This is a genomic window from Corynebacterium sp. c3Ub_189 (assembly GCF_039907195.1).
Taxonomy (GTDB): domain Bacteria; phylum Actinomycetota; class Actinomycetes; order Mycobacteriales; family Mycobacteriaceae; genus Corynebacterium.
On record NZ_JASBOF010000003.1, the window covers coordinates 85,065 to 110,282 of the forward strand.

At 64.2% G+C, this 25,218-nt stretch carries 26 protein-coding genes and 1 tRNA gene; 11 read left to right on the forward strand and 16 right to left on the reverse strand.

Features of this window, described 5'->3' with window-relative positions:
* Nucleotides 1–54: 54 nt before the first annotated feature.
* Nucleotides 55–1,251, reverse strand: coding sequence for a lipase family protein (locus QKD99_RS02505; protein WP_347950629.1), 1,197 nt, complete (start codon nt 1,249–1,251; stop codon nt 55–57).
* 73 nt (nt 1,252–1,324) lie between these two features.
* Between QKD99_RS02505 and QKD99_RS02510 the strand changes: the two genes are divergently transcribed.
* Nucleotides 1,325–1,495 (forward strand): DUF4236 domain-containing protein, encoded by a 171-nt coding sequence (locus QKD99_RS02510; RefSeq protein WP_080970400.1) that lies wholly within the window; start codon nt 1,325–1,327, stop codon nt 1,493–1,495.
* Nucleotides 1,496–1,551: 56 nt separating this feature from the next.
* Here the strand turns inward: QKD99_RS02510 and QKD99_RS02515 are convergent, their stop codons facing one another.
* The gene (locus QKD99_RS02515; RefSeq protein WP_347950630.1) at nt 1,552–2,412 is read right to left on the reverse strand and encodes an A/G-specific adenine glycosylase; all 861 of its coding nucleotides are present in this window, start codon (nt 2,410–2,412) and stop codon (nt 1,552–1,554) included.
* A 35-nt stretch (nt 2,413–2,447) separates the two neighbouring features.
* On the opposite strand from QKD99_RS02515, the gene QKD99_RS02520 reads away from it, so the two are divergent.
* The gene (locus QKD99_RS02520) at nt 2,448–3,062 is read left to right on the forward strand and encodes a carbonic anhydrase (RefSeq protein WP_347950631.1); all 615 of its coding nucleotides are present in this window, start codon (nt 2,448–2,450) and stop codon (nt 3,060–3,062) included.
* A gap of 64 nt (nt 3,063–3,126) precedes the next feature.
* Entirely contained in the window at nt 3,127–3,831 is a 705-nt protein-coding gene (locus QKD99_RS02525) for a hypothetical protein (protein ID WP_239278224.1), read from the forward strand.
* A 3-nt stretch (nt 3,832–3,834) separates the two neighbouring features.
* Here the strand turns inward: QKD99_RS02525 and radA are convergent, their stop codons facing one another.
* Nucleotides 3,835–5,205 (reverse strand): DNA repair protein RadA, encoded by a 1,371-nt coding sequence (gene radA, locus QKD99_RS02530; protein WP_347950632.1) that lies wholly within the window; start codon nt 5,203–5,205, stop codon nt 3,835–3,837.
* A 74-nt stretch (nt 5,206–5,279) separates the two neighbouring features.
* Entirely contained in the window at nt 5,280–5,867 is a 588-nt protein-coding gene (locus QKD99_RS02535) for a hypothetical protein (RefSeq protein WP_347950633.1), read from the reverse strand.
* A gap of 192 nt (nt 5,868–6,059) precedes the next feature.
* On the opposite strand from QKD99_RS02535, the gene QKD99_RS02540 reads away from it, so the two are divergent.
* From QKD99_RS02540 to rlmB, 5 genes are read left to right on the forward strand one after another with little or no spacing between them, the layout of a single operon-like run.
* Entirely contained in the window at nt 6,060–6,644 is a 585-nt protein-coding gene (locus QKD99_RS02540) for a CarD family transcriptional regulator (RefSeq protein ID WP_005325718.1), read from the forward strand.
* Nucleotides 6,616–7,365, forward strand: coding sequence for a 2-C-methyl-D-erythritol 4-phosphate cytidylyltransferase (gene ispD / locus QKD99_RS02545; protein WP_347950634.1), 750 nt, complete (start codon nt 6,616–6,618; stop codon nt 7,363–7,365). The genes QKD99_RS02540 and ispD overlap by 29 nt, the downstream gene beginning before the upstream one ends.
* Nucleotides 7,358–7,840, forward strand: a complete 483-nt coding sequence (ispF, locus tag QKD99_RS02550; protein WP_284787337.1) for a 2-C-methyl-D-erythritol 2,4-cyclodiphosphate synthase — start codon at nt 7,358–7,360, stop codon at nt 7,838–7,840. The genes ispD and ispF overlap by 8 nt, the downstream gene beginning before the upstream one ends.
* Before the next feature lie 44 nt (nt 7,841–7,884).
* Nucleotides 7,885–9,273, forward strand: coding sequence for a cysteine--tRNA ligase (gene cysS, locus QKD99_RS02555; RefSeq protein ID WP_284814418.1), 1,389 nt, complete (start codon nt 7,885–7,887; stop codon nt 9,271–9,273).
* 22 nt (nt 9,274–9,295) lie between these two features.
* Nucleotides 9,296–10,243 (forward strand): 23S rRNA (guanosine(2251)-2'-O)-methyltransferase RlmB, encoded by a 948-nt coding sequence (rlmB, locus tag QKD99_RS02560; protein WP_049377351.1) that lies wholly within the window; start codon nt 9,296–9,298, stop codon nt 10,241–10,243.
* 15 nt (nt 10,244–10,258) lie between these two features.
* Here the strand turns inward: rlmB and QKD99_RS02565 are convergent, their stop codons facing one another.
* The 5 genes from QKD99_RS02565 to QKD99_RS02585 all read right to left on the reverse strand — a co-directional run bounded on the left by QKD99_RS02565 (nt 10,259) and on the right by QKD99_RS02585 (nt 14,739).
* A complete protein-coding gene (locus QKD99_RS02565) occupies nt 10,259–11,269 on the reverse strand; it encodes an HNH endonuclease signature motif containing protein (protein ID WP_347950635.1) in 1,011 nt (336 codons plus the stop codon).
* A 63-nt stretch (nt 11,270–11,332) separates the two neighbouring features.
* Nucleotides 11,333–12,169, reverse strand: coding sequence for a hypothetical protein (locus tag QKD99_RS02570; protein WP_347950636.1), 837 nt, complete (start codon nt 12,167–12,169; stop codon nt 11,333–11,335).
* Between the two features lie 11 nt (nt 12,170–12,180).
* Nucleotides 12,181–13,095, reverse strand: coding sequence for a metal ABC transporter permease (locus QKD99_RS02575; protein WP_284844430.1), 915 nt, complete (start codon nt 13,093–13,095; stop codon nt 12,181–12,183).
* Nucleotides 13,073–13,774 carry a metal ABC transporter ATP-binding protein gene (locus QKD99_RS02580; RefSeq protein ID WP_284868271.1) on the reverse strand — a complete coding sequence of 234 codons (702 nt, stop codon included), beginning with the start codon at nt 13,772–13,774 and terminating at the stop codon, nt 13,073–13,075. Before QKD99_RS02580 ends, QKD99_RS02575 begins: the two co-directional genes overlap by 23 nt.
* Entirely contained in the window at nt 13,774–14,739 is a 966-nt protein-coding gene (locus QKD99_RS02585; protein ID WP_225746432.1) for a zinc ABC transporter substrate-binding protein, read from the reverse strand. Before QKD99_RS02585 ends, QKD99_RS02580 begins: the two co-directional genes overlap by 1 nt.
* An 80-nt stretch (nt 14,740–14,819) precedes the next feature.
* Between QKD99_RS02585 and QKD99_RS02590 the strand changes: the two genes are divergently transcribed.
* Complete coding sequence (locus tag QKD99_RS02590) at nt 14,820–15,917, forward strand: LacI family DNA-binding transcriptional regulator (RefSeq protein WP_239278214.1); 1,098 nt, start codon at nt 14,820–14,822, stop codon at nt 15,915–15,917.
* On the opposite strand, the gene otsB is transcribed toward QKD99_RS02590, so the two are convergent.
* The 5 genes from otsB to QKD99_RS02615 all read right to left on the reverse strand — a co-directional run bounded on the left by otsB (nt 15,914) and on the right by QKD99_RS02615 (nt 20,884).
* On the reverse strand, nt 15,914–16,696 hold the full coding sequence (gene otsB / locus QKD99_RS02595; RefSeq protein WP_347950637.1) for a trehalose-phosphatase: 783 nt from the start codon (nt 16,694–16,696) through the stop codon (nt 15,914–15,916). The two genes, QKD99_RS02590 and otsB, sit on opposite strands and share 4 nt — an antisense overlap.
* Nucleotides 16,697–16,714: 18 nt before the next feature.
* On the reverse strand, nt 16,715–17,236 hold the full coding sequence (locus QKD99_RS02600; protein WP_347950638.1) for a hypothetical protein: 522 nt from the start codon (nt 17,234–17,236) through the stop codon (nt 16,715–16,717).
* Nucleotides 17,233–18,675 (reverse strand): trehalose-6-phosphate synthase, encoded by a 1,443-nt coding sequence (locus tag QKD99_RS02605; protein ID WP_347950639.1) that lies wholly within the window; start codon nt 18,673–18,675, stop codon nt 17,233–17,235. The genes QKD99_RS02600 and QKD99_RS02605 overlap by 4 nt, the downstream gene beginning before the upstream one ends.
* A 14-nt stretch (nt 18,676–18,689) precedes the next feature.
* Nucleotides 18,690–19,061, reverse strand: a complete 372-nt coding sequence (locus QKD99_RS02610; protein WP_005325749.1) for a hypothetical protein — start codon at nt 19,059–19,061, stop codon at nt 18,690–18,692.
* A gap of 86 nt (nt 19,062–19,147) precedes the next feature.
* A complete protein-coding gene (locus QKD99_RS02615; RefSeq protein WP_284787356.1) occupies nt 19,148–20,884 on the reverse strand; it encodes a threonine/serine exporter family protein in 1,737 nt (578 codons plus the stop codon).
* A gap of 150 nt (nt 20,885–21,034) precedes the next feature.
* Between QKD99_RS02615 and QKD99_RS02620 the strand changes: the two genes are divergently transcribed.
* Nucleotides 21,035–21,107, forward strand: a tRNA-Thr gene (locus QKD99_RS02620).
* Between the two features lie 28 nt (nt 21,108–21,135).
* Here the strand turns inward: QKD99_RS02620 and QKD99_RS02625 are convergent.
* Nucleotides 21,136–21,690 (reverse strand): TetR/AcrR family transcriptional regulator, encoded by a 555-nt coding sequence (locus QKD99_RS02625; protein WP_225746437.1) that lies wholly within the window; start codon nt 21,688–21,690, stop codon nt 21,136–21,138.
* Nucleotides 21,656–23,167, reverse strand: a complete 1,512-nt coding sequence (locus QKD99_RS02630; protein ID WP_347950640.1) for an MFS transporter — start codon at nt 23,165–23,167, stop codon at nt 21,656–21,658. The genes QKD99_RS02625 and QKD99_RS02630 overlap by 35 nt, the downstream gene beginning before the upstream one ends.
* A gap of 172 nt (nt 23,168–23,339) precedes the next feature.
* Here QKD99_RS02630 and QKD99_RS02635 point away from each other — a divergent pair, with 172 nt between their 5' ends.
* On the forward strand, nt 23,340–25,085 hold the full coding sequence (locus tag QKD99_RS02635; RefSeq protein ID WP_239278208.1) for a pyruvate dehydrogenase: 1,746 nt from the start codon (nt 23,340–23,342) through the stop codon (nt 25,083–25,085).
* The last annotated feature ends 133 nt before the right edge of the window (nt 25,086–25,218 follow it).

Here is a 25,218-nt window from a genome sequence, read left to right on the forward strand (position 1 = left end):
TTTCTGCGAGATTGGGTGGCTTTTTGTGTGCAGTTCCGAGGGGTCGGATGCCATTTAGCCAGCACAATTAGATGGTGCCGGTTTTCCGTTGAAACGGTCAAAGAGGTATTTCAAACCCACCGGGATATTGACGTAGAGCGGCAGCGCGTGGTCGGCGCCAGCGCCCGGGATAGTCGCGGTGCCGGGTGCGGCCATGAATTCTACGGTTCCGCCCATCTGGCAATAGGCTCCTGCGACGGCGCGGACCTGCTCGTGCGGGATGAGGTCATCGTGCGGCGAGCTGGCGATCATTGCCGGGCCCTTGAGCGGGTGCTTGCCCTGATTCTGCCGTAGCAAGGTTTCCTTGATGATGGGCTTGCGTTCTACGAGCTCGGATAGTGATTCCCCGGTGCGGGAGAGTTGGCGGGTGTTGGTAAAGCCCCACATGAGGATGGAGTCACCCGCGCAGCTGGTGGCCGCGGAGTGCAGAAAGTCGATGCCGCGGGGATTTAATTCTTCAAGGACCGCTTCGCGGAATTTGGGGTCACGCTCAGCAAAGCCGTTGATGGCGTAGCCCAGCACGTGGACGATGGAAGAGCCGTCGATGGCCTTCATGACCTTGGGCAGGTCAGCCGGCGGGGCGCCGGAGTAGGTTCCGGCCACGTTCAATTCGGGTGCATAGGAGTCGGCGAATTCCGCAGCGGCCAGCGAAGCGCCGCCGCCCTGCGAGTAGCCCGCAAACCCAATAGGGGAGTCCTGCGGAGCGCGCGCCAGTTCCAAACCGGAGCGGGCGGCATCAAGCATGGCGTGTGCTTCTTCAATGTGATTGACGTAGGTGTGGTGCCCTGGCATACCGAGTCCGATAAGGTCCGCGACGATGACGCGAGCGCCATGCTGGAGTGCGCCCATATAGAAGCCGTATTCGTAGTTCGCATTGATGGTAGGGGAGCCGACCTTGCTTAGTCCCACTGAGCCCAGTCCCATGCCGGCGCGCGATGGTGCACACTGGTCTCCTGCTCCCCGAGTGCCGGGCGCAAAGATGATGGTAGGCCGCTCGCCCTTGCCGCGCCACGGCGCATTCGGCTCGTACAAGGTGGCTGAGGCCTGAACTGGCTGACCGCCATCCGTGGTGGTGTCGTAGGTGAACGCCTGGCCGCGGCCGACGCCATCGAGTACGTGCGGCGAAGGCCGAGTTGAGGTTACCGCCGCATTTGCGGCCGGCGGCAGCAGGAGGGAGCCGAGGATTAGTGAACAAACTGTGAGGAGTCTCATACAAATCTTTTCCATGCCCACAACCTACTGCGCAGTAGGAACGGTGGAAGTGAAATTGCTAAAATAAATGCTCATGGGACTTCAGTATCGTTCAAGGAAAAAGACCGGCAAGAATAGCTGGATCAACGTCTCCGGATCCGGCGCGTCGATGTCTACCAAGGTAGGGCCGGTCACCTTCAATTCCCGCGGCGGCATGTGGGTAAACCTGCCGGGTGGGTTCAATTTCCGCGGCCGCTGGCGTTAACCAGATCACACGCCCCGGATCGCGACCTGCGATTATAGCCGGCCATTATTAACGCCCTAAATAGGGAGGTGGAACAGGCCGGCGTCGTTTTGCTCGGCGAGGCCGTCGGCAAGCAGCGAAGCCAACGCCCGGGAGCGCTGTGCCGCATCGGGCCAGACCACATCAATCTCGGACTGCGGCACCGGCCGCTCCGCCGCACGCAGCACGTCCAAAATCTTGCCGCGCACCTGTCGGTCCGTGCCGACGAATTTTTGCACGCGCTTTTTCGCCCGCGCCTGCTCCTCTGCACTGGGCTGCGGCCGACCAGCGAGCTGCCATGCACAGCTCGCGCGCAGCGGGCACTGCTCGCAGGAAGGATTCTTCGCTGTGCACACCAGCGCGCCCAATTCCATGAGCGCGGCCGAAAAACGCGGCCCATTCTCGGCCGGCAACAGCTCCGCCACGGCCGCTAACTCCCGCTTCGACGGCTGCGGCGCCAAGAACCTGCCCTCCTCCGCGCGCGCATACACCCGGCGCACATTGGTATCGACCACCGGCACGTTGACCCCATAGTGGAAGCAGGCCACGGCGCGCGCGGTGTAGTCACCGATGCCCGGCAAGCGCAGCAGCTTATCGACGTCCGCCGGTACCTCGCCCTCGCCAATGGCCGCCGCGCACTCCCACAGGCGCAGCGCGCGCCGCGGATAGCCCAGCTTGCCCCAGGCGCGCAGCACCTCCGCCCGGGTGGCCTGGGCAAAGTCCGCCGGGGTGGGCCAGCGCCGCATCCATTCCTCCCACACCGGAGCCACGCGCGCGACCGGCGTCTGCTGGCTCATGACCTCGCTGAGCAGCACGCCCCACGCGCTCGTGCCAGGCCGGCGCCACGGCAGGTCGCGTTCATTGGCATCGAACCAGGAAAGAAGAGCTTGCGAATCCATCGTGGGAGATAGTCTAGGGCATTAGAATGTGGCCTATGCCTTTACGTAATGTTGCCCACGAACCGCAGGCCGTATGGGAGGCCCTTAAGGCGGGAAATCAGCGCGTGCTGGACGGCGAGACCGTCGACGTGCGCGAGATTTATAACCGCGAGGGCCTAACTCACGGCCAGGATCCCCGCGTGGTGGTCATTTCCTGTTCCGATTCCCGCGCCCCTATTGAGCACGTTTTCAACATCGGCTTCGGCGATGCCTTTGTCATCCGCACCGCGGGCCACATTCTTGACGACGCCGTCCTGGCCTCCCTCGACTACGCCCTCGCCGCCCTCAAGCCCAACCTGCTGGTGGTCCTCGGCCATCAATCTTGTGGCGCGGTCGGCGCGGCTACCGGTTTCGTGGCCGGCGGCGAACTGCCCACCGGCCTGCAGCGACCCATTATCGAGAAGGTCGCCGCCTCCGCGCTGGTGGCGGGACCGAATGCCACGACTGACGACGTCGAGCGGGAACACACCCGCCAGACCGTCGCCCAGCTGGTGGCCAGCGTGCCCAACGTGCGTCGCCTATTAGACGAGCGCGTTTTGGGCGTTATCGGCGCGCGCTACCTGCTGGAAGACTCCAGCGTGGAAACCCTGCAGACCTTCGGGGTGGAATAACCCAACCTGACACGCGGCGCGGGCTTAGCGCACCGGCCCGCACCCACCGCTTAAAATTGACAGCGTGACGCAGAAAAAGCCCCTACCTGAAGAGATCTACAAGCGCCGCCGCGTGGCGGCGCTCATCATCGTGCTCGTGCTGGCCGTGGTGCTGATCTGGGCGGCCGTGGCCGCCTTCGGGGGGAGCAGCGATGAGCCGGCCGATACCGCCGCCCCTGCGCCCACGCCGGAGCAGACCTCGTCTTCTGCCGCCCCGGAGACCTCTGAAGCTGCCTCGGAGACGGCTGCGGAGGCTTCGGCCGAGGGGGCGTCGGAAAGCAAGGCGGCCGAAAGCGAGCCGTCGAGCGCGGCGCCTGCAAGCTCCGAAGCAGCAAAGAAGACCTGCGACCTCGCGGACCTCGATGTCCGCACCTCCATGCTGAACTACTCCGTTCCGGAAGGCGAGCTGCCGAAGTTCTTCATGACGGTCACCAATCCCACGGCCGCGGACTGCAAGATCGACCTGGACAAGAACCTGCTGCGCTTCGAGGTCTACAAGATGGCCGATAACCAGCGCGTGTGGTCCGATACGGATTGCTACGCCTCCGTGCAGACCGGCTCGCAAACCTTCCCGGCCGGCAAGGACGTGAAATTCGAGGCCGAATGGTCCCGCCAGGCCTCCAAGCCGGGCGAGTGCACCGATCGCCCCGCGGCCGAACCTGGGGCCTACTTCGCCCACACCGTCATCGGCGATAACTCCTCCCCGCCGCAGGACTTCACGCTGCGCTAGGCGCTATCCCGACACTGCGGCGATGGCCTGCCCCAGCGTCCCGGCCTGGTGCACGCGCATGCCCTCTACCGGCTCGATATCTCCGCGCGGGACAATCGCGTGCTTGTAGCCCAGCCGTGCGGCCTCCATCAAGCGCCGCTCCACATTGGGCACCGGCCGCAACTCGCCGGCCAGGCCCACCTCGCCGATGACCACCGTCTTGGCCGGCAGCGGCTGCTCGTGCAGCGAGGACCACGTTGCCAGCGCCACCGCTAAATCCGTGGCGGTTTCTGTAATCCGCATGCCACCCACCGTGGCGACATAAGCATCCTTATCGTTGGTGCGTTGGCCGGCGCGCGCCTGTAGAACCGCAAGCACCATCGGCACGCGGTTGGAATCTAGCCCGGTCACTACGCGCCGCGGGTTCTTCGCTACTGGGTCCACCGTCAGCGCCTGCACCTCCGCGAGGATCGGCCGCACGCCGTCCATCGCGACCGTCACGGCCGAGCCATCCGGCGTCGTGCCGCGGTGCGAGAGAAACAGCCCGGAAGGGTCTGCGACTTCCCGAATGCCGTCGGCCGTCTGCTCAAAACACCCCACCTCATCGGTGGCGCCAAAGCGATTCTTGATGCCGCGCAGCATACGCAGGCTGGATTGGCGGTCGCCCTCGAAGTTTAAGACGACGTCGACAAGATGCTCCAACACGCGCGGGCCGGCCACGTTGCCGTCTTTGGTCACGTGGCCCACCAGGAGCACCGGAATGCCGGTGGACTTCGCCAGTGAGGTCAGCGCGGCCGTCACCGCGCGCGATTGTGCCACGCCGCCCGATACGCCCTCCACGCCCACGGCGTGCATTGTCTGCACCGAATCGACGATGATAAGGCTCGGCTTGAGCTTATCCACGTGCCCAAAGACCGCGTCCAGGTTGGACTCGGCCGCCAAGTACAGCGATTCCTGCAGCGCCCCGGTGCGTTCGGCGCGGGAGCGGACCTGGCCGGCGGATTCCTCGGCCGTCGCATAGAGCACGGTGCGGCCGAGCTGGGCCCACCGCGAGGCTACTTCCAGCAGCAGCGTGGATTTGCCCACGCCGGGCTCGCCGGCCATGAGCACCACTGAGCCGGGCACAATGCCGGTTCCTAGCACGCGGTCGAGCTCGCCGATGCCGGTGCGCACCGTCTTAGTCGCCTGCGCCCCAATCTTGGTTATCGGCTGCGCCGGGCTCGACGGCGCTACGCCCTTGCTTGCCGACGCCCCCGCAGCCCCCGGCCCTGCCACCACCGGCGCCCGTTCCTCCAACGTGCCCCAGGACCCGCAGTCTGGGCAGCGCCCGAGCCACTTCGGCGAGACATAGCCGCATTCGGAACAGGTATGGATGGGGCGAGATTTCTTGGCCATGGCCTCTAGCCTAAAACACGCAACCGCCCCCGGCCCGAAACGGGCTGGAGGCGGGGCTTTTGGGGCGGCGCGGCTTAGTTCTTTGGAGCCTCGGAGGAGTAGCCCTCGGGGGACTCGACGTCGCGGTCGAACTCGCCGGATTGCATCTGGGTGGCGGCAATGGTGGCGTCCACGTCGATGGAACCATTGGAGAATTCGAAGGTAACCGGGCGGCTGCCGGCGTAGCCGAAGTCATCGTTCTTCAGGGAGGTGGCGATGTACTGGACAGTCTCGGAATCCTGCTGGGTGGTCGCGTCCAGGTTCTTCTGGGAATCCGCGATGATGGACTGGTCGCGGTGCAGTGGCTGAGCCTTGTCCATCTCGACGCGCTGGCCGTCGACCTTGACGGACTCCAGGGAGATGACATCGGTGTCGTAGCCCTGGTTTACGGCGGTGAACTTCAGGGCAGCGGAGCCGTCCGGTTCTACCAGGATGGTGACATCGCGAACCGCAACCTTGTTGTCTTCCGTGCTTGCAGAAGCGCCATCGACCGCAGCCACCTTTTCGGCGGTCTGGGCGACCTGGCCCGCCGAGCAAGAAGCCAGCGCCAGAGCGGAGACGGCGGTTACGGAAATAATGGCACCGCGGCGGGCGGCGGACTTCAGGGACTGCACGTTGAGCATCCTCCATCAATTGCGATCACAGGGCTTGTCAACGCTTTAGCCTAGTCCCTTTGGCAATAAAGTACACAGTTAGTCCCAAACCGGGCGGGTAGACCGTGGGGGTATACGGGGGTATCCGCAGGCGGGGCGGCCGTGCGTGATAAAATAGCGGCCTTAGTCAACCGGGATAAATCGGGAACACAAGGAGTGGCAATGGAGTATAAGGTCGGCGAGGTCGTCGTCTACCCGCACCACGGTGCGGCCGTCATCGAGGATATCGAGACCCGCGAGATGGGCGGCGAGACGCTGGAATACCTGGTGCTGCACATCAACCAGTCCGACCTAGTCGTCCGCGTGCCCATCAAGAACGCCGATAACGTCGGCGTGCGCGACGTTGTGGGCAAGGAAGGCCTGGAAAAGGTCTTTTCCGTGCTGCGTGACGAGGACGTTGAAGAGGCCGGCAACTGGTCCCGCCGTTATAAGGCCAACCAGGAGCGCCTCGCTTCCGGCGATATCAATAAGGTCGCCGAGGTCGTTCGCGACCTGTGGCGTCGCGACCAGGACCGTGGCCTTTCGGCCGGCGAGAAGCGCATGCTGGGCAAGGCCCGCACCATCCTGGTGGGCGAGCTCGCGCTGGCCAAGCCGGTTGATGAGAAGAAGGCCGACACCATGATGGAAGAGATCGATGCCACCATCGAGCGCCACCGCGCGGCCGGATTGGTAGACGATAAGTCCATCACCACCGATATCGACAACGACATCGATCTCGATGACCTCTCCTTCGACGACGAAGACTAAACCGCGCGTCATCGCGCTCATCGCGGCCGCCGGCCGGGGCACCCGCCTCGGTGCTGAGGTGCCGAAGGCTTATGTCGAGCTGCGCGGGCGCACCCTCCTGGAGCGCTCCGTGCGCGCGCTGCTGGCCTCCGGCGTGGTCGATGAGGTCATTGTGCTGGTCAGCCCAGACATGGAGCCTGAGGCCGCCCGCATCATCGGCCGCATCGGCATCGCAGGCGCTCAAGACACCACCAACGCCGCGCCCATCCGCCTCGTGCATGGCGGCAGCGAGCGTGCCGATTCCGTGTGGGCCGGCCTGCAAGCAATTCCCGACGATGACGCCGTGGTGCTCATCCACGATGCGGCCCGGGCGCTGACTCCGGCGGCGATGGTGCGGGGCGTCGCCAAGCGTGTGCTCGAAGGCGCCCCCGCGGCCGTGCCGGTTGTTCCCGTGGCCGATACCATCAAGGAGGTCGCGGCCGACGCCGTGGTGAGCACTCCCGATCGCTCCCGCCTGCGCGCCGTGCAAACCCCGCAGGCATTTCGCCTTTCTGCGCTGCGCCAAGCCAACCTCGATTATTGGGCTGAGCAGCCCGAATTCACCGCCACGGATGACGCCAGCCTCATGGAATGGCACGGCGAGCGCGTGGCAACCGTGCCGGGCGATACCCTGGCGTTCAAAATCACCACGCCTATCGATCTCACCCTGGCCCACGCCCTGACCGAGGAGACCCATGACTAACCCGATTATCCCGCGCGTTGGCATCGCCACCGATGCTCACCAGATCGAGGCCGGCAAGGACTGCTGGATCGCCGGCCTGCTCTTCGAGGGCGATGCTGGCTGCGAGGGCCATTCCGACGGGGACGTGGTAGCGCACGCGCTTGTCGACGCCCTCTTATCCGCCTCCCACCTCGGCGACCTCGGCTCCTTCGTGGGCGTCGGCCGGCCCGAATACGACGGCGTATCCGGAGCGAAACTGCTGCGCGAATGCCGCGAACTCCTCGAATCCGAAGGCTTTATCATCGGCAACGCCGCGGCCCAGCTCATCGGCCAGACCCCCAAGATGGGCCCGCGCCGCGAAGAGGCCGAAGCGGTACTGAGCGAAATCCTTGGTGCCCCCGTGTCCGTCTCTGCCACCACGACGGACCACTTAGGCTTCACCGGCCGGAAGGAGGGCCGCGCAGCGGTTGCCACGGCCGTCGTCTGGCGCGCCTAGCCCACCACACTAACCCCGCGCACGCGTCAATTAGACTGGGTGGCGTGAGTACTTTGCGCATTTATGACACAGCCACCCGCAGCCAACGCGATTTCGAGCCGATTCGCCCCGGCCACGCCTCGATTTATCTGTGCGGCGCCACCCCGCAGGCGCAGCCGCACATTGGGCATCTGCGCTCCGGCGTCGCCTTCGACATCCTGCGCCGCTGGCTGCTCGCCCAAGGCTATGACGTAGCCCTGGTGCGCAACGTCACCGATATCGATGACAAGATCCTCACCAAGGCGGCCGAGAATAATCGCCCCTGGTGGGAGTGGGTGTCGACGTATGAGCGCGAGTTCACTAAGGCCTATAACACCCTGGGCGTCATCCCGCCTTCGGTAGAGCCGCGCGCGACCGGCTTTGTCACCCAGATGGTCGACTATATGCAGCGGCTTATCGACGCCGGCTTTGCCTACCCCGCCGACGGCTCCGTCTACTTCGACGTCGCCGCCTGGACCAAGGCCGAAGGCTCCGATTATGGTTCGCTGTCCGGCAACAAGGTAGAGGAAATGGAGCAGGGCGAAGGCGAGGATTCCGCCAAGCGCGGCGCACAGGACTTTGCCCTGTGGAAGGCCGCGAAGCCGGGCGAGCCCAGCTGGCCTACCCCGTGGGGCGACGGCCGCCCTGGCTGGCACCTGGAGTGCTCGGCCATGTCCACCTATTACCTGGGCTCTAATTTCGATATCCACTGCGGCGGCCTGGACCTGCAGTTCCCGCACCACGAGAACGAAATCGCGCAGTCGCACGCGGCCGGCGATAAGTTCGCTAATTACTGGATGCACAACCACTGGGTGACGATGTCGGGTGAGAAGATGTCGAAGTCGTTGGGCAACGTGCTGTCTATCCCGAATATGCTGGAGCTGGTGCGCCCGGTGGAGCTGCGCTACTACCTGGGCTCGGCACACTACCGCTCCGTGCTGGAGTATTCCGAAGCCGCGCTGACCGAGGCCGCCGCCGGCTACCGCCGCATCGAGGACTTCCTCGGCCACTTCGACGATCTGGAGCTTGGCGAGTGGACGCAGGGCTTTGAAGACGCGATGAATGATGACATCGCGGTGCCCAAGGCTCTGGCGGAAATCCACACCACCGTTCGCGCTGGTAATAAGGCGCTCGCGGCCGGCGATGAGGCCGAGGCGCGCAGGCTGGCTGGCCAGGTCCGCGCGATGGCGCACGTACTTGGCTTTGATCCGCTGGAGTGGGAAGATGGAGCGCAAGCTAGCGGGGCGGATGCCGCGCTGGATGCGCTGGTACAAGCTGAGCTGGAGCGGCGCACCCAGGCGCGCGCGGACAAGGACTTCGCTACTGCCGACGCCGTCCGTGACCGCCTTGCGGCCGCCGGCATCACCATCACCGATACCCCAGACGGCCCGACCTGGTCGCTGGCGCAGCGTTAAGCACTCCGAAAGGACATAAATTATGGCACGTACCCACGGCCGCGGTGGCGCGGGAATCCGCAAGACCAATAAAAAGGGCGCAACCAAGGGCTCCGGCGGCCAGCGCCGCAAGGGCCTAGCCGGCAAGGGCCCGACGCCCAAGGCAGAGGACCGCATCTACCACGCCAAGCACAAGGCCAAGCTGGAACGCGAGCGCCGCAACTCCGGCCGCCACCAGAAGGAGACCGCCGAGATGGTCGTGGGCCGCAACCCGGTCATCGAGTGCCTGCACGCCAAGGTGCCGGCCACCACGCTCTACATTGTGGCCGGTACCCGCAATGACAAGCGCCTGTCCGAGGCCGTGGCCATGTGCAATACCCGCAATATCCCCATCATCGAGGTGCAGCGTCACGAGATGGACCGCATGACCGGTAACGGCATGCACCAGGGCATCGGGCTGCAGATCCCGCCGTATAAGTACGCCGACGTCGACGAGCTCATCGCCCGTGCGGCCGAGAACGCACGCCCAGGTATGTTCGTCATCCTGGATAACATCACCGACCCGCGCAACCTCGGCGCGGTCATCCGCTCCGTGGCGGCCTTCGGCGGCGACGGCGTCATCATCCCTGAGCGCCGTTCTGCGTCCGTAACCGCCGTGGCGTGGCGTACCTCGGCCGGCACGGCGGCGCGCCTGCCGGTCGCCCGCGCGACGAATATCACCCGCACCGTGCAGCAATTCCAAAAGAGCGGTTACCAGGTCGTCGGCCTGGACGCCGGCGGCGAACACACGCTGGATACCTATAACGGCGCGACGGATCCCGTGGTCATCGTCATCGGCTCCGAGGGCAAGGGTATCTCCCGCCTCGTACGCGAGAACTGCGACGTCATCATGTCCATCCCGATGACGGACTGGGTCGAGTCCCTCAATGCTTCCGTCGCGGCCGGTTCCGTGCTTTCCGAATTCGCACGCCAACGCCGCGCGGCCCAGTAACCCCCAGCGAGGTTTCTAGCCGCTTTCCGCCCAGGGTGGCAGCCACTTAATGGTTCCATTCACCCTGGCCAGGCGGCCGCGCAGCGGCGGGGCGTTGGGGTCATCGTCGTTGACGCCGTTGTGATACGGGCAGGCGATGGTGAGATTTTCGGGGTTCGTTTCACCGCCGTGGCGCCACGCGGTGAGGTGGTGGACTTGGCATTCATCGGCGGGGTAATTGCACTGCGGCCACGGGCAGGTGGGGTTTTCCGCAGCGGCCATGGTCCGCTGCTTGGGGGAGGCGAGCCGCTCGGTGCGGTAGAGATTTACCGGGCCTTTAACGGGGTGGATCAGAGTCACATAGCCGTGCGCGGTAAATGCGCGGCGCACTAGGTCCGCGCCGGTCATCCGGGCACCATTGGTGAGCTGCAGGGTGATGTCATCGCCCGCGGTGTCGACGACGCGGTCGAGTTCGTCCAAGCGCAGCACCACAGTGGTGGTCACGGTCGCGGGGGAGGCCGCGGCGGAGCCTTGAAAAATCTTGCGCACCGAATCGAGTGGGGCGTCCTTATCGAGCGCGGCGTGCATATCCGCGATGTCCGCAGACTTGCCGGTAATGGTCATGGTCCACGGCCCATCGGCGCGGCGGTAGAGCTTGACACCGGGCTTGCGCTGCGGCGGGCCTTTAATCTCGCGCACGCGCTTGCGCCCCTGCTTATCGACGTCCGACGCATCCCCCTTCATCCCACACAGCTCCCGCCGCAGCGCCCAGGCCTGGCGCTTATTCTTCAGCTTGGTGGCGTGGCGCTCGATGGCCAACAGCGCGGTGAGGCTGTGCTCGTTGGTGCGCGCCGCTGCGATGGATTCGCGCTGGAGCCGGCTAAACGCGGTGGGGCCGAAATAGGTATCGGCGAGGGTGAGAAGGCGGGCGGCGGTGGTGTCGGGGCAGCCGGCGTCGATAAGCGCGCACTTAGTAAGGCCATGGCAGTCGGCGATGATGTCCATGCCGGCGGCCAGGCCTGCCAAGAATTTCTGTAGCGCGTTCACGGCTCCACACGTTAAGTGCGGGTGCACGCCGGCGCGTGGTGCGTGGCACGCAGCTGTGGATAACTAAGCCTGGGCGTCGTCGAGGCCGAAGAACTCGCGGACCTTATCCACAGCGCGGAAGGAATCCGTATTTGGGCCTATGCGTGGGTCGGTTTTCATGCTAGAGGGAATCACGTGGCCGAGGCCTTTCATGGTCCACAGCTCGACGGGGAAATCGCCGTCGTATGCGGTGGCGGTGACATCCGTGGTGGGGTGGTAGTCGCGGGGCGGCTGGCAGCCATTGGCCAGCGCGAAGTGCTCGGCGGTGGCCGGCGCGGAAAGCACATGGCCGCGGGTGCGCTCGGCATCCAGCCCGGCGACCCCGCCCTCATACGGTGCGTATGGATCGGCGGTGCCGTGGAAAAATAGCAGTGGCGTGGGCCTGTAACCGGCCGGGTTGCTGGGCGCGTGGTTGTCGCCCTCGCCCAGGGTGGAAGCGAAAATGCAGGCGCGGGTGAGGCTAAAGGGGGCGTCGAAAAGCAGGCGGAGCACCATCTGCCCGCCGTTGGAGTAGCCGCAGGCAAAGGTGCGGTCGGTGCCGAATTCGCGCCGCATCTCTTCGACGAGGAAGGCAGTAAAGGCAACGTCGTCCACGCTCTCCGCGCGGGCGGTGACGGGCAGGATGCTGCGGCAATCGTTGAAATGGCGGTCGACGCCGTCGGGGTAGACGAGGACGGTATTGGTGGCGTCGGCAAGCTCGTCGAAGGTGCCGTTGGTAAAGCGGCGCATCACGCTGCCGGACTGCAGCGAGCCGTGGAAGAAGAGCAAGAGGTCCGGGCGCGGGCCGGGGTTATCCGGCGCGATGACGAGGAAACGGCGGGTGCGGCCATCCACATCCGCGGTGCGGCGGTGTACGTGCATAGCCGCCCAGTCTAGTCGGCGTGGTGCTCTTCGGCGGTGCTGTGGCAGTCGGCGTGGAAGCGCTGCGCGGCGACCTCGTCACGCACCGCCTTTTTATTGCGCTGCCAGCCAATGAGGCGGCACACCAAGTAAATGACAAAAGAAATGGTGGTAACAAAAACCGAGACCGGAAGGCCGGGCGCGAGCGACAAGACAAAGCCGCCCACGGCCGAGACCTCGGCGAAAATGGTGGCCCACATGACCGCGCGCAGAGGCGAGGAGGTAATCTGCACGGCCGCCGCGCCGGGGGTGATGAGCAGCGCCATGACGAGCAGCGAGCCGACGATTTGCACCGACTGCGCGGCCGCCAAGCCTACGAGTACGGCGAAGGCGACGGAAATGAAGCGGGTGGGTACGCCGGCCGCCTGGGCCATGACCGGGTCGGCCGAGGCGAAGAGCATGGGCCGCCATAGGATGGCCACGGCGGCGAGGATGATCACGGTGGTCGCGGCCAAAAGCCATACCGAGGCCGAAGACACACCGACGATCTGGCCGGTCAGCAACGTCATCGCGGTATTTGCATTGCCGGGGTAGAGGTGTAAAAACAGCACCGAGAGGCCGAGGCCAAAGCTCATGACCACGCCGATGGCGCTATCTTGTTGGCCCTTAAAGCCCAGCACGGCGAGGATGATGGCGGCGACGATGGCGCCGGCCACCGCGCCGAAGCCCAGGTTGAGGCCGAAGAGCAGCGCAGCCGAGGCACCCATGAGCGCAAGCTCGGAGGTGGCGTGGACGGAAAAGGACATCTGGCGCAGCACGATGAGCGAGGTCATCACGCCGGACAGGATGCCCAGCAGCGCGGAGGCGATGAGCGAGGACTGCACAAAGTCCACGCTGAGCAGGTACTGGGTGTCTTCTACAAAGCTAGACAACGATAAGCCTCCCATCGACGTTTAAGACGTTGACCTTGGAACCGTAGAGCTCGGAAAGGACATCGGAGCGCATGACCTCATCCACGGTGCCGAAGGTATGGCCGCCAGGGGCGAGGTAGAGCACCTTATCGGTCACGCCGAGCACCGGATTGATTCCGTGGGTGACGAACATGATGGAGGTACCGCGCTCGCGGCGCAGCGCATCCAGCTTGTCCACGGTGGCCTGCTGGCGCGCCGGGTCGAGCGAAAGCAGCGGCTCATCGGCGAGGATGAGCTCGGGGTCATTGGCCAGCGCTTGGGCTTGGCGGATGAGCTGCTGCTGGCCGCCGGAAAGCTGGCCGACGCGGCGGTCGCGCAGGCCGGTGGCACCGACCTCGGCGAGGAGCTCGTCGACGCGATGGCGGGGTGGGCGGCGGCGTCGGAAAGCGCCGTGTGCCAGGGAGAGCGAGACTAAGTCGCGGGCGCGCAGGGGCAGGTCGGCCGGGAACATGCGTTGCTGCGGGATGAAGCCGACGCGGCAGTTAACGTCGACGCTGCCGGCCGTGAGCTTGCGGGTTCCCAAGATGGTGCCGAGCAGGGTGGATTTGCCCACGCCATTGGGGCCCAAAACGGCGATAAACTCGCCGCGGTCAACGGCGAGGTTAAGGCTGGACCACAGCGGGGCAACCGCTGCGTCATGAAACTGGATGAGCACTAGAGCTTCCCCAGGGAATCGGTGACCTCGTCATAGTAGGTCCAGAATTCTTTGCCATCCGGTGGGGTCTCGCCGATTTCGACGATAGAGACGTCCGCATCCTCCGCGGCGGACTTGATGCGGCCGGCGGTATCGGTTTCGGTCTGTGGGTTAAAGATAAGCAGGTCTACCTTGTCCTCCTTGATCGCCTTGGTGAAGGCAGCGAGGTCGGCCGCGGTGGGCTCGCCCTCAGAAATGGTGGCCTTGCGGTAGCCCTCTGGGGTGACATCCTTGCCGGAGGTGTACTTCATGATGTAGTCCGCAATCGGCTCGGTCTGCGCGTAGGAGAGGTCGCCCGGCAGTTCCTTGAGCTTGTCGCGCAGGCGGTCGACGTGGGAGTCCACGCGCTCGGTGCTGGCATTGGCATCGGTATTGAGTTCGTTGATCTGGTCAGCGATATTTCCTGCGACCTCGTCGAGCGCGGCCGGGTCGTACCAAATGTGCTCGTTGCCCTCGATGTTGGTGACCTTCTCCGGGTCCTTCTTGGCGGTGGCCTTGGCGGCGTCGATGGTCATGACATTGGGGTCATCGGCCAGCTTGCCGTGATCGGTAAGCGGCAGGGCGGAGATGATGTTGTCCTGGTCGGAGACGGCCTGGTAAATCCAGGAATCGTAGCCGCCACCGTTGACCACGAGCAGGTCCGCGTCCTCGGCCTTGGCGATATCGGCCGCGGAAGGCTCGAAGTGGTGCGGGTCGACGCCGTTGCCCTCGACGATGGGCTTGACCTCGATGTCCACGCCGGAGGCGGTATCGGCCACGGCTTGGGCGACGTCGGCCCAGATGGAGGTGGACGCAACGATGGAGATCTTCTTCTGGGCGCCCGGCTCGGCGGCCGAGTCCTCGGTGTCGGAGGAGCAGGCGGTGGCGGTCAGCAGGAGGCCGCCGGCCGCGAGGAGGGCTGCGGATGCGCGAAGTGAGGTATGCATAGTTTCCAGTGTGCGTTTGATGGGAACCATTGTCAATTGAATATGTATTGAAAACACGGCCGCGGGGTATGCTTGCGGCCATGGTGAAACGCAGCCCCACCCGCAAGACACTAGCCTCGCTGGCCGCCGAACTGGGTGTTTCGCGCACGACGGTATCCAATGCTTATAGTCGGCCGGACCAGCTTTCGGCCGCAACGCGCGAGCGCATCCTGGCGGCGGCGAAGGCGCGGGGGTATCCCGGTCCGGACCCTACAGCCCGCAGCTTGCGTACTCGCCGCGCGGGCTCGGTGGGCGTGCTGCTGACCGAGCACCTGTCCTATGCCTTTGAGGACATGGCCTCGGTGGATTTCCTGGCTGGCATGGCAGAAGCCTCGGCCGGCGCGCAGACTACGCTCACCCTCATCCCGGCCGGCCCGGAGGGCGAGGCGGAGGCCGCCAGCTTGGTGGGCGCGGCCGCGGTGGATGGCTTTGTGGTCTACTCCGTGGCGGCCGGGGATGCCTACTTGGAGGCGGCGCGCGGCCGCGGGCTGCCGGTGGTGGTCTGCGATCAGCCGACGGATTCGGGCCTGCCGTTCGTGGGCATCGATGATCGCGCGGCGATTGCCCCGGCTGCCCGCGCGCTGGTGGAGGCCGGCCACCGCAAGATCGGCGTGCTGGCGATTCGCCTCAAGCGCGAGCGCCACGATGGCCCCATTTCGTGGGGTGAGCTGCAGGGCGCCGATATGCACGTGCAGCGCGCCCGGGTCATGGGTGCCATGGACGTCTTTGCGCAGGCGGGCATCGCGCCCGAGACCGTGCCCGTGGTTACTCAACACATCAACGATGCGCACACCACGCGGGCGGCCGCGCAGTTGCTTCTCGACGCCCACCCCGACCTCACCGCCGTCCTGTGCACAACCGACTCGATGGCGCTGGGCGTGATGACCTATGCGCGCGAGCGGGGCATCGACGTCCCCGGTGAGTTATCCGTTACCGGCTTCGACGGCATTGATGCGGCGCAGCGCCTTGGCTTGACGACGATCGTCCAACCCAATAAGGCCAAGGGCGCGGCCGCCGGCCACATGCTTGCCAAGCTCATCGCGGGCACAGAGGAATCGGGCGCAGGCGAAACTGCGGTGCTACGGCGCGTGCTGCAGACCAGCTTCGCTGCCGGGCGGACGGTGGCGCCGCCGCGCTAGGCAGCGCCGCCGTTGTTGGGGCGGCTGACATGGGCCGCGCGGGCGGCGGCGAGTTCGGTGAGGAAGTGGGCGACGGCGTCGACGTCGGCAAGCTGCACTACGGCCGCGGTCTCGCCCTCGCCGACCTTGACGCCAACGTCTGGCGGCTGGTGCAGGGCGCGGAAACCGTCCTCATCGGTGACGTCATCGCCCAAGAAGACCACGGCGGTGGCTCCGGTGCGCTCGCGCAAGTTCTCAATCCACGTGCCCTTGGTGGCCTGGGTGGCGGAGAACTCCACCACGGACTTGCCGACCGTGCGCGGGAAGTCGCCCGGATCGAGTGCGAGGGCGGCTTCATAGGCTTGGGCGGCAGCTTCTGGGTCGGAATCCTCGAGCGCGCGCAGGTGCAACACGCGCTGGAAGGGCTTGACCTCGATTTCCGCGCCGGGGAAGCGCTCCATGATCGCGCGGATCTCAGCTTCCTTGGTGGCGAGGTGCTCGCGCATCGCGGGGGTCAGTTCCGTGTCCTCCCACGAGGATTCGGCGCCATGGGAGCCGCCGAAGAGCACGGGCTCGCGCAGCGGGCACACGCGCTTGAGACCTTCGAGGTGGCGGCCGGAGAGCACGGCCGCGGTGGTGTGCGGCAGGTGGGCCAGTTTATCCAGGGCGCGCAGTGACTCCTGGTTCATCTCGACCTCATAGATAGCCGTGGCGAAGGGGGAGAGCGTGCCGTCGAAATCCGACACCACCGCGAGGTGCTCGGCGGCGGCAAGGGCCTTGATGGCAGTTGAAAGCGTCATGGCCTCCAGCCTACGCAACTATCCGCCCAGGGAAACCAACTTGATAGACGGCGAGTCCACTTCATCGGTGACCAGTTCCAAGACCAGCTGGTTATTGGAATTGACGGTGTAGTGGAAATCGTGGTCCGCGGAAATCAGGTTGCGCAGCAGGTTATCGGCCCAGACGGACGCGCCGTGGCAATCCTCGGCGGTCTCGTCAAACTCCACCTCGTCAAAGTGGAGGCGGTTGCCCTCGCGGATGTTTTGGCGCTCATCATCGGCGGAATAGGTCACCTTGCCCACCATTTGGGCGCACCCGGTGGTGCCCACCATCGTGGATTGACCAAAGCTCAACGTGGGTGCCTGCGGGATGGATTCCGGGATGGTGGAGGCGGCATCCGGGGTGGTGTTGATGGAGACTACCTGCCACTGCTTATCCAAGATCTGCTCATCGCCAGGGGCTTGGGGTTCCTCGTCGCCGGAACCACAGCCGGCCAGTAATGCGGCGGCACAGGTCGCGGCAATAGGCGCTGCGGCCAGGCGGGTAAGGCGAGACATCATGCGCCCGCCTCCTGTTCTTCGACCTGGCGCAGGCAGCCCAGGAAGGACTGGGACCATAGCTGCACGTCGTGCTCAGTGACCTGCTGGTGCATGGTGAGCATGCGCTGGGTCATTGCCGAGGGGGCGTCGTCAAGCGCCTTGAGCGCATTGAGCAAGGCGGCCTTGACGGACTCGATATCGAAGGGATTGCACAGGTAGGCCTGGCTGAGCTCATCGGCCGCGCCGGCGAACTCGGAAAGTACCAGCGCGCCCGAGCCATCGTCGTGGCAGGCGACGTATTCCTTGGCCACCAGGTTCATGCCGTCCTTGAAGGGGGTGACCAGCATGACATCGGCCATGCGGTAGTAGCAGCGCAGGAGGCTCTTGGCCACGCCGCGGTGCTGGTAGTGCACCACCGGGTGGCCCACACGGGAAAAGCGGCCGTTAATGCGGCCGACGGCTTCTTCTACCTTGGAGCGGGTGGCCTTGTAATGGTCGAGACGCTCGCGCGACGGCGTGGCTAGCTGCACCAGCGTTACCTCTTCCGGGTCGAGCACGCCGGTATCCAGTAACTCCTCAAAGGCGGTCAGCCGCTGCAGGATGCCTTTGGTGTAATCGAGGCGATCCACGCCCAAGATGATTCGCTTGGGTGAGCCCAGTTCTTCGCGCAGCTTGGCGACGTCCCTTTCATCCTCCGCGGTGAACGCGGCAAAGTCCTTTGCAGCGATAGAAATGGGGAAGGCGCCTACGCCGATGGTGCGCCCCTGCGGCAGGCGAATATGCGCGGTGACCTCGCGGGTGCTGGCCTCGCCTTCCACGTTGAGGCCCTGGCGGCGGGCAAGCTCCAAGAAGTTTCGGGCATTGGCCTCCAAGTGGAAGCCGATGAGATCCGCGCCAAGTAGCCCGCGCACGAGCTCCTCGCGCCAGGGCAGCTGGCGGAAGAGATCGGCAGAAGGGAAAGGGATGTGCAGGAAGAATCCGATGGTGAGATCCGGGCGCTTCTGGCGCAGGATGCCAGGCAAAAGCTGCAGCTGGTAGTCCTGTACCCATACGGTGGCGCCCTCGGCGGCAACCTCGTCTACCTCGTCTGCAAAACGCAGGTTGACCTCGCGATAGGCGTGCCACCAATCGCGGTCATAGGTAGGGGTGACGATGAGATCGTGGTAGAGCGGCCACAGGGTGGCATTAGAAAAACCTTCGTAAAAGCCCTCGAAATCGGACTCGGTGAGCTTGACTGGGTGCAGCAGCACGCCGGTATCGGTGCGGAAGGGCTCTGGTGCGGCATCGGCCACACCGGGCCAGCCCACCCAGCAGCCCTGGTGCGATTCGAGGACTGGAGACAAAGCGGTGACCAGACCGCCCGGTGAGGGAGTCCAGGTATGGCTGCCATCGGGCTGGGTTTCCAGATCTACCGGCAGGCGGTTGGCCACCACCACGAAGTCATTGCCATGCTCACTCATGGTGCAAGAATAACTTAAGACTTCTTCGTGGACTTCTTCGTTGCCTTCTTGGAGGCCTTCTTCGTCGCCTTTTTGGTGGCCTTCTTTGTAGCCTTCTTGGTCGACTTCTTCGTCGATTTCTTGGTGGACTTCTTAGTCGACTTCTTCGTGGACTTTTTGCTGGATTTCTTGGTCGACTTCTTCGGAGCGGCATCGGCCTGCTCCGCCAGCACCTTCTTGTGCACCAGGCCCTTTGGCTCCACGCCCAGCATGGACATCAGGGTCACTCCGTCGAGGAAGTCCTGCGCATAGGTGGCCACGATGCGGCGGGCTGCGCGGGAGGTCTCCTCCTCAAGGGCGTGATTCTGGTCAGCCTGTGGGTGGGTGTCTTGGACCTTGGGTGGCACGACGTGTCCTCCTGAACGTTGTGGAAACTACTTAAGCGCTTGCAAGAAAAGCTATCAGAGCAAATATTGTACGCTACCGGCGGCGTTTAAGGCCTCTCGGGTCCGGATTTGGTGCCTGGCTGCTCCGGTTTCTGGGATTGAAACGTTTCGGTTCCGGGCACGGTATAGGTGGTCTTCTCGCGCTGCTGCGGCTGCGCCGGCCACTGGGAATCCTCCGGCCACAGGTCCGCGGCCGAGCGGGTGTGCGGCGCATGGCTTTGGGCCTCGTGGCGCGGGTGCTGCTGCGGTGGTTTCGGCCCGAGCTTTGGTGGTAGCTCCGGGCGATTGACTCGCGGGGCAAACGGGGACATCGGCACGCGCGGGATGCGCGGGGCCTTGCGGGCCAAGTGCGTGGCCTTATGGAAGGAGAAGCGGCCGATGCGCTTAAAGGCGGAGTAAGGGCGGAAATACTGCGGGCGACGCAGGCGGCGGGCCACGCGTTCACCCAATACCACGCCGGCGGCCAGTGCACCGGAGATGGCCAGCGCCGTTGCGATATTGGTAAAGCCGGTAATCATCTGCTCATTGAGCGAGGCGTACATGCCGCGGTAGAGCATGAGGCCGGGCAGCATCGGCGTATAGCCCACGATCATGGTGATAAGCGGCGGGATTCCCCAGCGGCGCGACATCAAACCGCCGGCCAGGCCGACGACCACGGCGGAAAGACCAGAGGCAATCACCGGGCCGACGCCGAAGGGCACCACCACGAAGTAATAGAAAATCATGCCGGCCGCGGCCGTAAGACCAGACATGGTGACCTCAATCCAGGCCGCGCCGCAGGCCAGCGCAAAGGCAGCAGAACCGGTACCGCCAAGCAGCACTAGCAGTGGAATTTCGTGGTAGACCGGCGGGGCCAGCGTGGCCAGCGGCGGCAGGTTAAAGCCCAGCGAATCGGCCAGCTGGATGCCCACACCGACGCCAGCGATGATGGCGCCGGTAGATAGTAGCGCCTCAAAGAAGCGGGCGGAGGAGGTAACGGGGGCGCGCGTGATGCCGTCGACAAGCGATTGCACCAACGTCAGCCCCGCCACCAGCACGATGATGCCGGAGGCAATGATCTGCGCGGGCGAGAAATTAATGCCGAAGGAGGCCGCGACATTGTACAAAATGGCGGCCGGGAAGACGGCGAAAAAGCCGCCGACCACATTCTGATAGAAGGGCGGCAGGCGGTATTTAGCCAACCAGGCGTTCAGGCCCATGATGAACGCGGAGACCACAAACGCCACCACGCCGACGAGCAGGTCGCCACCAAGCATCATGGAAATCAGGCCACCCATCGCGCCCCAGCCGAGCATGACCGTGGACGGCTTATAGGGCGCTGGCATGCGGTCGATCTCGTCTAGGCGTTGCTCCGCCATGGCCGGCGGCATCTGGCCGGAGTGGATGGAGCGAATGAGCTTATCGACGGCCGCGAGCTTGGAAAAATCCACGCCAATGCTCGGCACTACGCGGAAGACGTGCAGGTTCTGGCGCCGCTCACCGGTGCCGATGGTGGTGTGGATGGTGATGGTATTCATCAAGATGTCCACGTGGCAGTAGTGCAAGCCATACGACGACGCTGCTAGGTGCACCTGGGCGCGCGCATCCGAGTTGGCGGTGCCGGCTCCGATCAGGATTTCACCAATGCGAGCGGCGATCTCCATAACGCCGGTGACTTGGGCGGCGTCGGTGAGATCGACCGGGGCGAGTGGTGATGGCGGCGGTGCGGCTTTAGCCGCGTCGATGATGGCTACCTGGCCCGAGGAAGCGCGCAAGCGCTCCCGCATAGCGGACAAAAATGACACGGAAATAACCCTCAAAAAAGCGCTGGGAATGTGGGAAAGTTTCTGCCTGAACTTTAGTCCCTGCACCCTGTCAATGCATAGATGGGGGACCGCTTTCCCCTCGGCGCTGGTGCTCGGGTACTATGCAACGAGCGGGATTTCTCCCGCGGTGCTGGAGTGGCGCAATTGGTAGCGCAACGCACTTGTAATGCGTAGGTTGCGAGTTCAAGTCTCGTCTCCAGCTCAAAAGGGGGCTGGGCCCCGGTGTGGGCCTAGCCTTCGGTGGTTTTTGAGGGGGCGTCGATAAGCCGAAAAAGCCGGTCGACCATGCGCTGGCGATTGGCGGGGGAGAGCTTGCGCTGGTTGAGGTGATCGTGCACCCACAGGCCGGTACTCAGCAGCATGACCAGCAGATCATCCTCGTCCGTCTCGGCGGCGGAAGGATCGACCATCCAGCGCGCATCCACCTCGGCCCACTGGGCGGAAAAATCCGGATGGGTCTGGGAATGTACGCACATCAAGAGTTGGATGAGAGGGTCGTTCTTGCCCATCGACAATACGAGCGCTCGGGAGCGCTCGGCCCAGCTGAGCTCGCTTGCCGGGTGGCCGCCGGCCAGGCGCTCGAGTTCTGTTTCCCAGCGTGCGGCGCAAAACCGATGGCAGTCTACGAGCAAGTCGTGGCGGGTAGGGAAGTGATAAATGAGACCAGACTTGGACATGCCGGTCGCTTGCGCCAGGGAGTCGTAGGTAAGGCCAGAGACGTCCTCGGCGGCGATGATATCGAGCGCAGCTTCAAGGGCTGTGGTCTTTTTGTTGAGTCGCGGCATAGGGAACTCCTGATTTGGGGTTATCGCGGAAACACCAGGCGGTTATCGCGGCTAGGAGCAAGGCGAAGCAAGCTAGGCCGCCGATGGTGGAAAGATATCCGGCATTGTAGGCGCTAGCGGCGGCCGCGTGGGAAGCGGGGCGATGCAGCGCGTCGGTACCCAGTTCCGCGAGGTGTGGCGGCAGTTCACGGGCCATGAGCAGCGGCACGAGGGTGCCGGTCAGTGCAATGGAGATTAGGGTGCCGAATTCATAGGAGACCGCTTCTACACCCGAGGCCATGCCCGTGCGATGAAGAGGCGCGGCATTGATGATGGCGGTGGAGGACACGGACATGGCCAGGCCCGCGCCTAGGCCGGTGAGCACTAAGGCGGAGACGAGTAGGGGAAGCGTCTCACCCCGGCTCACCACCACCAGGGCCATGCCGGCGGCCATGAGCAAGAATCCGCCGCTAATGAGGGGGAGGAACCCCACGCGATGCAAGGTGGCACCGCCCAGAATGGAGGTAGGGATGGCAGAGAACGCCATGGCGGAGATGATGAGGCCGGCGTGGAGGGGTGAGAGGGCGTCGACAAGCTGCAGCTTTTGGGTACTCAGCAGCTCCAGGCCGGCGAGACCGAACATGGCGCCGCCGGCCGTTAGGGCCCCGCCGCTAAAGATGCGGGAGCCAAAGATATCGAAGGTCAGCAGGGGATCTGACAAGCGAGCCTGGCGGCGGCCAAAGGCGAGCGCGCCGCAGATGAAGACGATGCCTGCGGCGGCACTTACCGGCCAATGGTGTGCCAGGGATTTAATGGCCAGCACCAGGCTGGCGAGAGTGATAAGGGAATACAGGGACGAAGGGAAGTCCCAGTGTTTTAGGGGGTTCGGAGCGTTTGGTGGGGCAAGGAACAAGGTCAGCACAATGGTCACGACCACAACCGGGACATTGAGCAAAAAGACCGAGCCCCACCAGAAATGCTCCAAAAAGAAGCCGCCCACGGTGGGGCCAGCCGCCGCGCCGATGACGGCGACAGAACCCCAGATGCCAATGGCCGTGTTGCGCTCCACCTCATCGGGAAAGGTCAGACGGATGAGCGCCAGGCTCGACGGCATCATAATGGCGGCGCCGCAGCCCAAGAAGGCGCGGCCTAAAACCAGCGTCCAAGCGCTGGGGGAATAAGCGGCGAGCAGGGAAGCGCCGCCGAAGACGGCCAAGCCGATGAGGAACATCCGCCGGTGGCCGGTGCGATCGCCCAGTGTGCCGGCGCCAAGAAGGAGGCCGGAGAGCACCAACGCGTAGGCGTTGATAATCCAGAGCTGCTGGGTATCGGTCGTGTGCAATTGCTGCGACAGCTGCGGCAATGCGGTGTAGAGGATGGAATTATCCAGCCCAACCATGAGTAACCCCAGAGAGATGACGGCGCAGAAAGACCACCGCTGGGCGGCCGTGGAGGCCGCAGCGGTGTGGTCTTGTGCGCGGGGCGGGTGGATACTCATAGCGCAGTAAACAGTACCGAACGGTCGTTACAGTTTGCAGCCGAAGATAGGTTAGTATTGCCTTCCTCACAGCTGGGCGCAGTGTGTGAGTGTATAGGAGATGAGTGGACTTTCCTGCGGTCTAAGTAGCACAGTGGTATTAACACCAATTAAGAGTTAAGGATGATTTTTAATGGCACGTAATTATGCAGAACAGCTAGTTGACACCCTGGAAAAGCAGGGTGTCGAGCGCATTTATGGCCTCGTCGGTGACTCCCTGAACCCGATCGTTGATGCCGTTCGTCGCTCCTCCATCGAGTGGATTCACGTCCGCAACGAGGAAGCAGCAGCCTTCGCTGCTGAGGCAGATTCCCTGACCACCGGCAAGCTGGCCGTATGTGCCGCATCCTGCGGCCCGGGCAACACCCACCTGATCCAGGGCCTGTACGACGCCCACCGCAACGGCGCCAAGGTGCTGGCACTGGCTTCCCACATCCCATCCCGCCAGATCGGCTCCAAGTTCTTCCAGGAGACCCACCCAGAGGCAATCTTCCAGGAGTGCTCTGGCTACTGCGAGATGGTCAACTCCGCTGAGCAGGGCGGCGTTGTCCTGCACCACGCCATCCAGTCCACCATGGCCGGCAATGGCGTTTCCGTCCTCGTTATCCCGGGTGACGTCTCCATGCAGGACGCCGAGGATGACTCCTTCGTCGAGTCCAAGATCTCTACTGGCCGCCCGGTCGTCTTCCCGGATCCCGCCGAGGCCGCTGCCCTGACCCAGGCCATCAACGAGGCTAAGTCCGTCACCCTCTTCGTTGGTGCCGGCGTCAAGGACGCCCGTGAGCAGGTGCTCAAGCTGGCGGAGAAGATCAAGGCTCCCATCGGCCACGCCCTGGGCGGCAAGATGTACATCCAGTACGAGAACCCGTTTGACGTAGGCATGAACGGCCTGCTGGGCTACGGTGCGGCACACGAGGCCACCCACGAGGCTGACCTGCTCATCCTGTTGGGTACCGACTTCCCGTACAACGACTTCCTGCCAGATGCCAACGTGGCGCAGGTAGACATCAACGGCTCCCACATCGGCCGCCGCACCAAGATTTCCTACCCGGTCACCGGTGACGTAGCCGCCACCATCGAGAACATCTTGCCGCACGTGGATGAGAAGAAGGACCGCTCCTTCCTGGACAAGATGCTCAAGAAGCACTACGGCAAGCTGGAGCACGTCGTTGAGGCTTATACCTCCAACGTGGACAAGCACACCCCGATCCACCCGGAGTACGTTGCTGACCTCATTGACAAGAACGCCGATGAGGATGCCATCTTCACCGTTGATACCGGCATGTGCAACGTGTGGGGCGCTCGCTACATCACCGCTAACGGCAAGCGCGAGCAGATCGGCTCCTTCCGCCACGGCACCATGGCCAACGCCCTGCCACAGGCACTGGGTGCACAGGCCGCTAACCCGGGCCGCCAGGTCATCACCTTCTCCGGTGATGGCGGACTGTCCATGCTGATGGGTGAGCTGCTCACCGTGAAGCTGCACAACCTGCCTATCAAGATGTTCGTGTTCAACAACTCTTCTTTGGGCATGGTCAAGCTGGAGATGCTGGTGCAGGGTCTGCCGGAGCACGAGACCGACCACGAGTCCGTCAACTTTGCCAAGATTGCAGAAGCTTCCGGCATCAAGCACTTCCGCATCGAGGATCCGAAGGACGCACCGGAGCAGATCAAGAAGGCGCTGGCTTATAACGGCCCGGCTCTTATCGACGTCGTTACTGACCCCAACGCCCTCTCCCTGCCACCGACGCTGACCATCGAGCAGCTCATGGGCTTCTCCAAGGCTGCCACCCGCACCGTTCTGGACGGTGGCGTTGGCCAGATGATCACCATGGCAAAGTCCAACCTGCGCAACATCCCGCGCCCGCAGGACTTCTAAATAGCGCGCTGCGCTAGCTACCACGCCCTTCCTCACCTGGGGAAGGGCGTGGTTTTCTTTTGCACCGGCCAGGCCGAGCATCCACGTTCACAGGATTCAGGCAGAAACTCTTCAGTAGGCTGGGAAGCAAACG

What these genes read in the sequence shown, in the direction of transcription:
- QKD99_RS02505 (WP_347950629.1), bottom strand. Translation starts at nt 1,251, where the DNA reads ATGAGACTCCTCACAGTTTGTTCACTAATCCTCGGCTCCCTCCTGCTG.
- QKD99_RS02510 (WP_080970400.1), top strand. Translation starts at nt 1,325, where the DNA reads ATGGGACTTCAGTATCGTTCAAGGAAAAAGACCGGCAAGAATAGCTGG.
- QKD99_RS02515 (WP_347950630.1), bottom strand. Translation starts at nt 2,412, where the DNA reads ATGGATTCGCAAGCTCTTCTTTCCTGGTTCGATGCCAATGAACGCGAC.
- QKD99_RS02520 (WP_347950631.1), top strand. Translation starts at nt 2,448, where the DNA reads ATGCCTTTACGTAATGTTGCCCACGAACCGCAGGCCGTATGGGAGGCC.
- radA (WP_347950632.1), bottom strand. Translation starts at nt 5,205, where the DNA reads ATGGCCAAGAAATCTCGCCCCATCCATACCTGTTCCGAATGCGGCTAT.
- QKD99_RS02535 (WP_347950633.1), bottom strand. Translation starts at nt 5,867, where the DNA reads ATGCTCAACGTGCAGTCCCTGAAGTCCGCCGCCCGCCGCGGTGCCATT.
- QKD99_RS02540 (WP_005325718.1), top strand. Translation starts at nt 6,060, where the DNA reads ATGGAGTATAAGGTCGGCGAGGTCGTCGTCTACCCGCACCACGGTGCG.
- ispD (WP_347950634.1), top strand. Translation starts at nt 6,616, where the DNA reads ATGACCTCTCCTTCGACGACGAAGACTAAACCGCGCGTCATCGCGCTC.
- ispF (WP_284787337.1), top strand. Translation starts at nt 7,358, where the DNA reads ATGACTAACCCGATTATCCCGCGCGTTGGCATCGCCACCGATGCTCAC.
- rlmB (WP_049377351.1), top strand. Translation starts at nt 9,296, where the DNA reads ATGGCACGTACCCACGGCCGCGGTGGCGCGGGAATCCGCAAGACCAAT.
- QKD99_RS02570 (WP_347950636.1), bottom strand. Translation starts at nt 12,169, where the DNA reads ATGCACGTACACCGCCGCACCGCGGATGTGGATGGCCGCACCCGCCGT.
- QKD99_RS02575 (WP_284844430.1), bottom strand. Translation starts at nt 13,095, where the DNA reads ATGGGAGGCTTATCGTTGTCTAGCTTTGTAGAAGACACCCAGTACCTG.
- QKD99_RS02585 (WP_225746432.1), bottom strand. Translation starts at nt 14,739, where the DNA reads ATGCATACCTCACTTCGCGCATCCGCAGCCCTCCTCGCGGCCGGCGGC.
- QKD99_RS02590 (WP_239278214.1), top strand. Translation starts at nt 14,820, where the DNA reads ATGGTGAAACGCAGCCCCACCCGCAAGACACTAGCCTCGCTGGCCGCC.
- otsB (WP_347950637.1), bottom strand. Translation starts at nt 16,696, where the DNA reads ATGACGCTTTCAACTGCCATCAAGGCCCTTGCCGCCGCCGAGCACCTC.
- QKD99_RS02600 (WP_347950638.1), bottom strand. Translation starts at nt 17,236, where the DNA reads ATGATGTCTCGCCTTACCCGCCTGGCCGCAGCGCCTATTGCCGCGACC.
- QKD99_RS02605 (WP_347950639.1), bottom strand. Translation starts at nt 18,675, where the DNA reads ATGAGTGAGCATGGCAATGACTTCGTGGTGGTGGCCAACCGCCTGCCG.
- QKD99_RS02625 (WP_225746437.1), bottom strand. Translation starts at nt 21,690, where the DNA reads ATGCCGCGACTCAACAAAAAGACCACAGCCCTTGAAGCTGCGCTCGAT.
- QKD99_RS02630 (WP_347950640.1), bottom strand. Translation starts at nt 23,167, where the DNA reads ATGAGTATCCACCCGCCCCGCGCACAAGACCACACCGCTGCGGCCTCC.
- QKD99_RS02635 (WP_239278208.1), top strand. Translation starts at nt 23,340, where the DNA reads ATGGCACGTAATTATGCAGAACAGCTAGTTGACACCCTGGAAAAGCAG.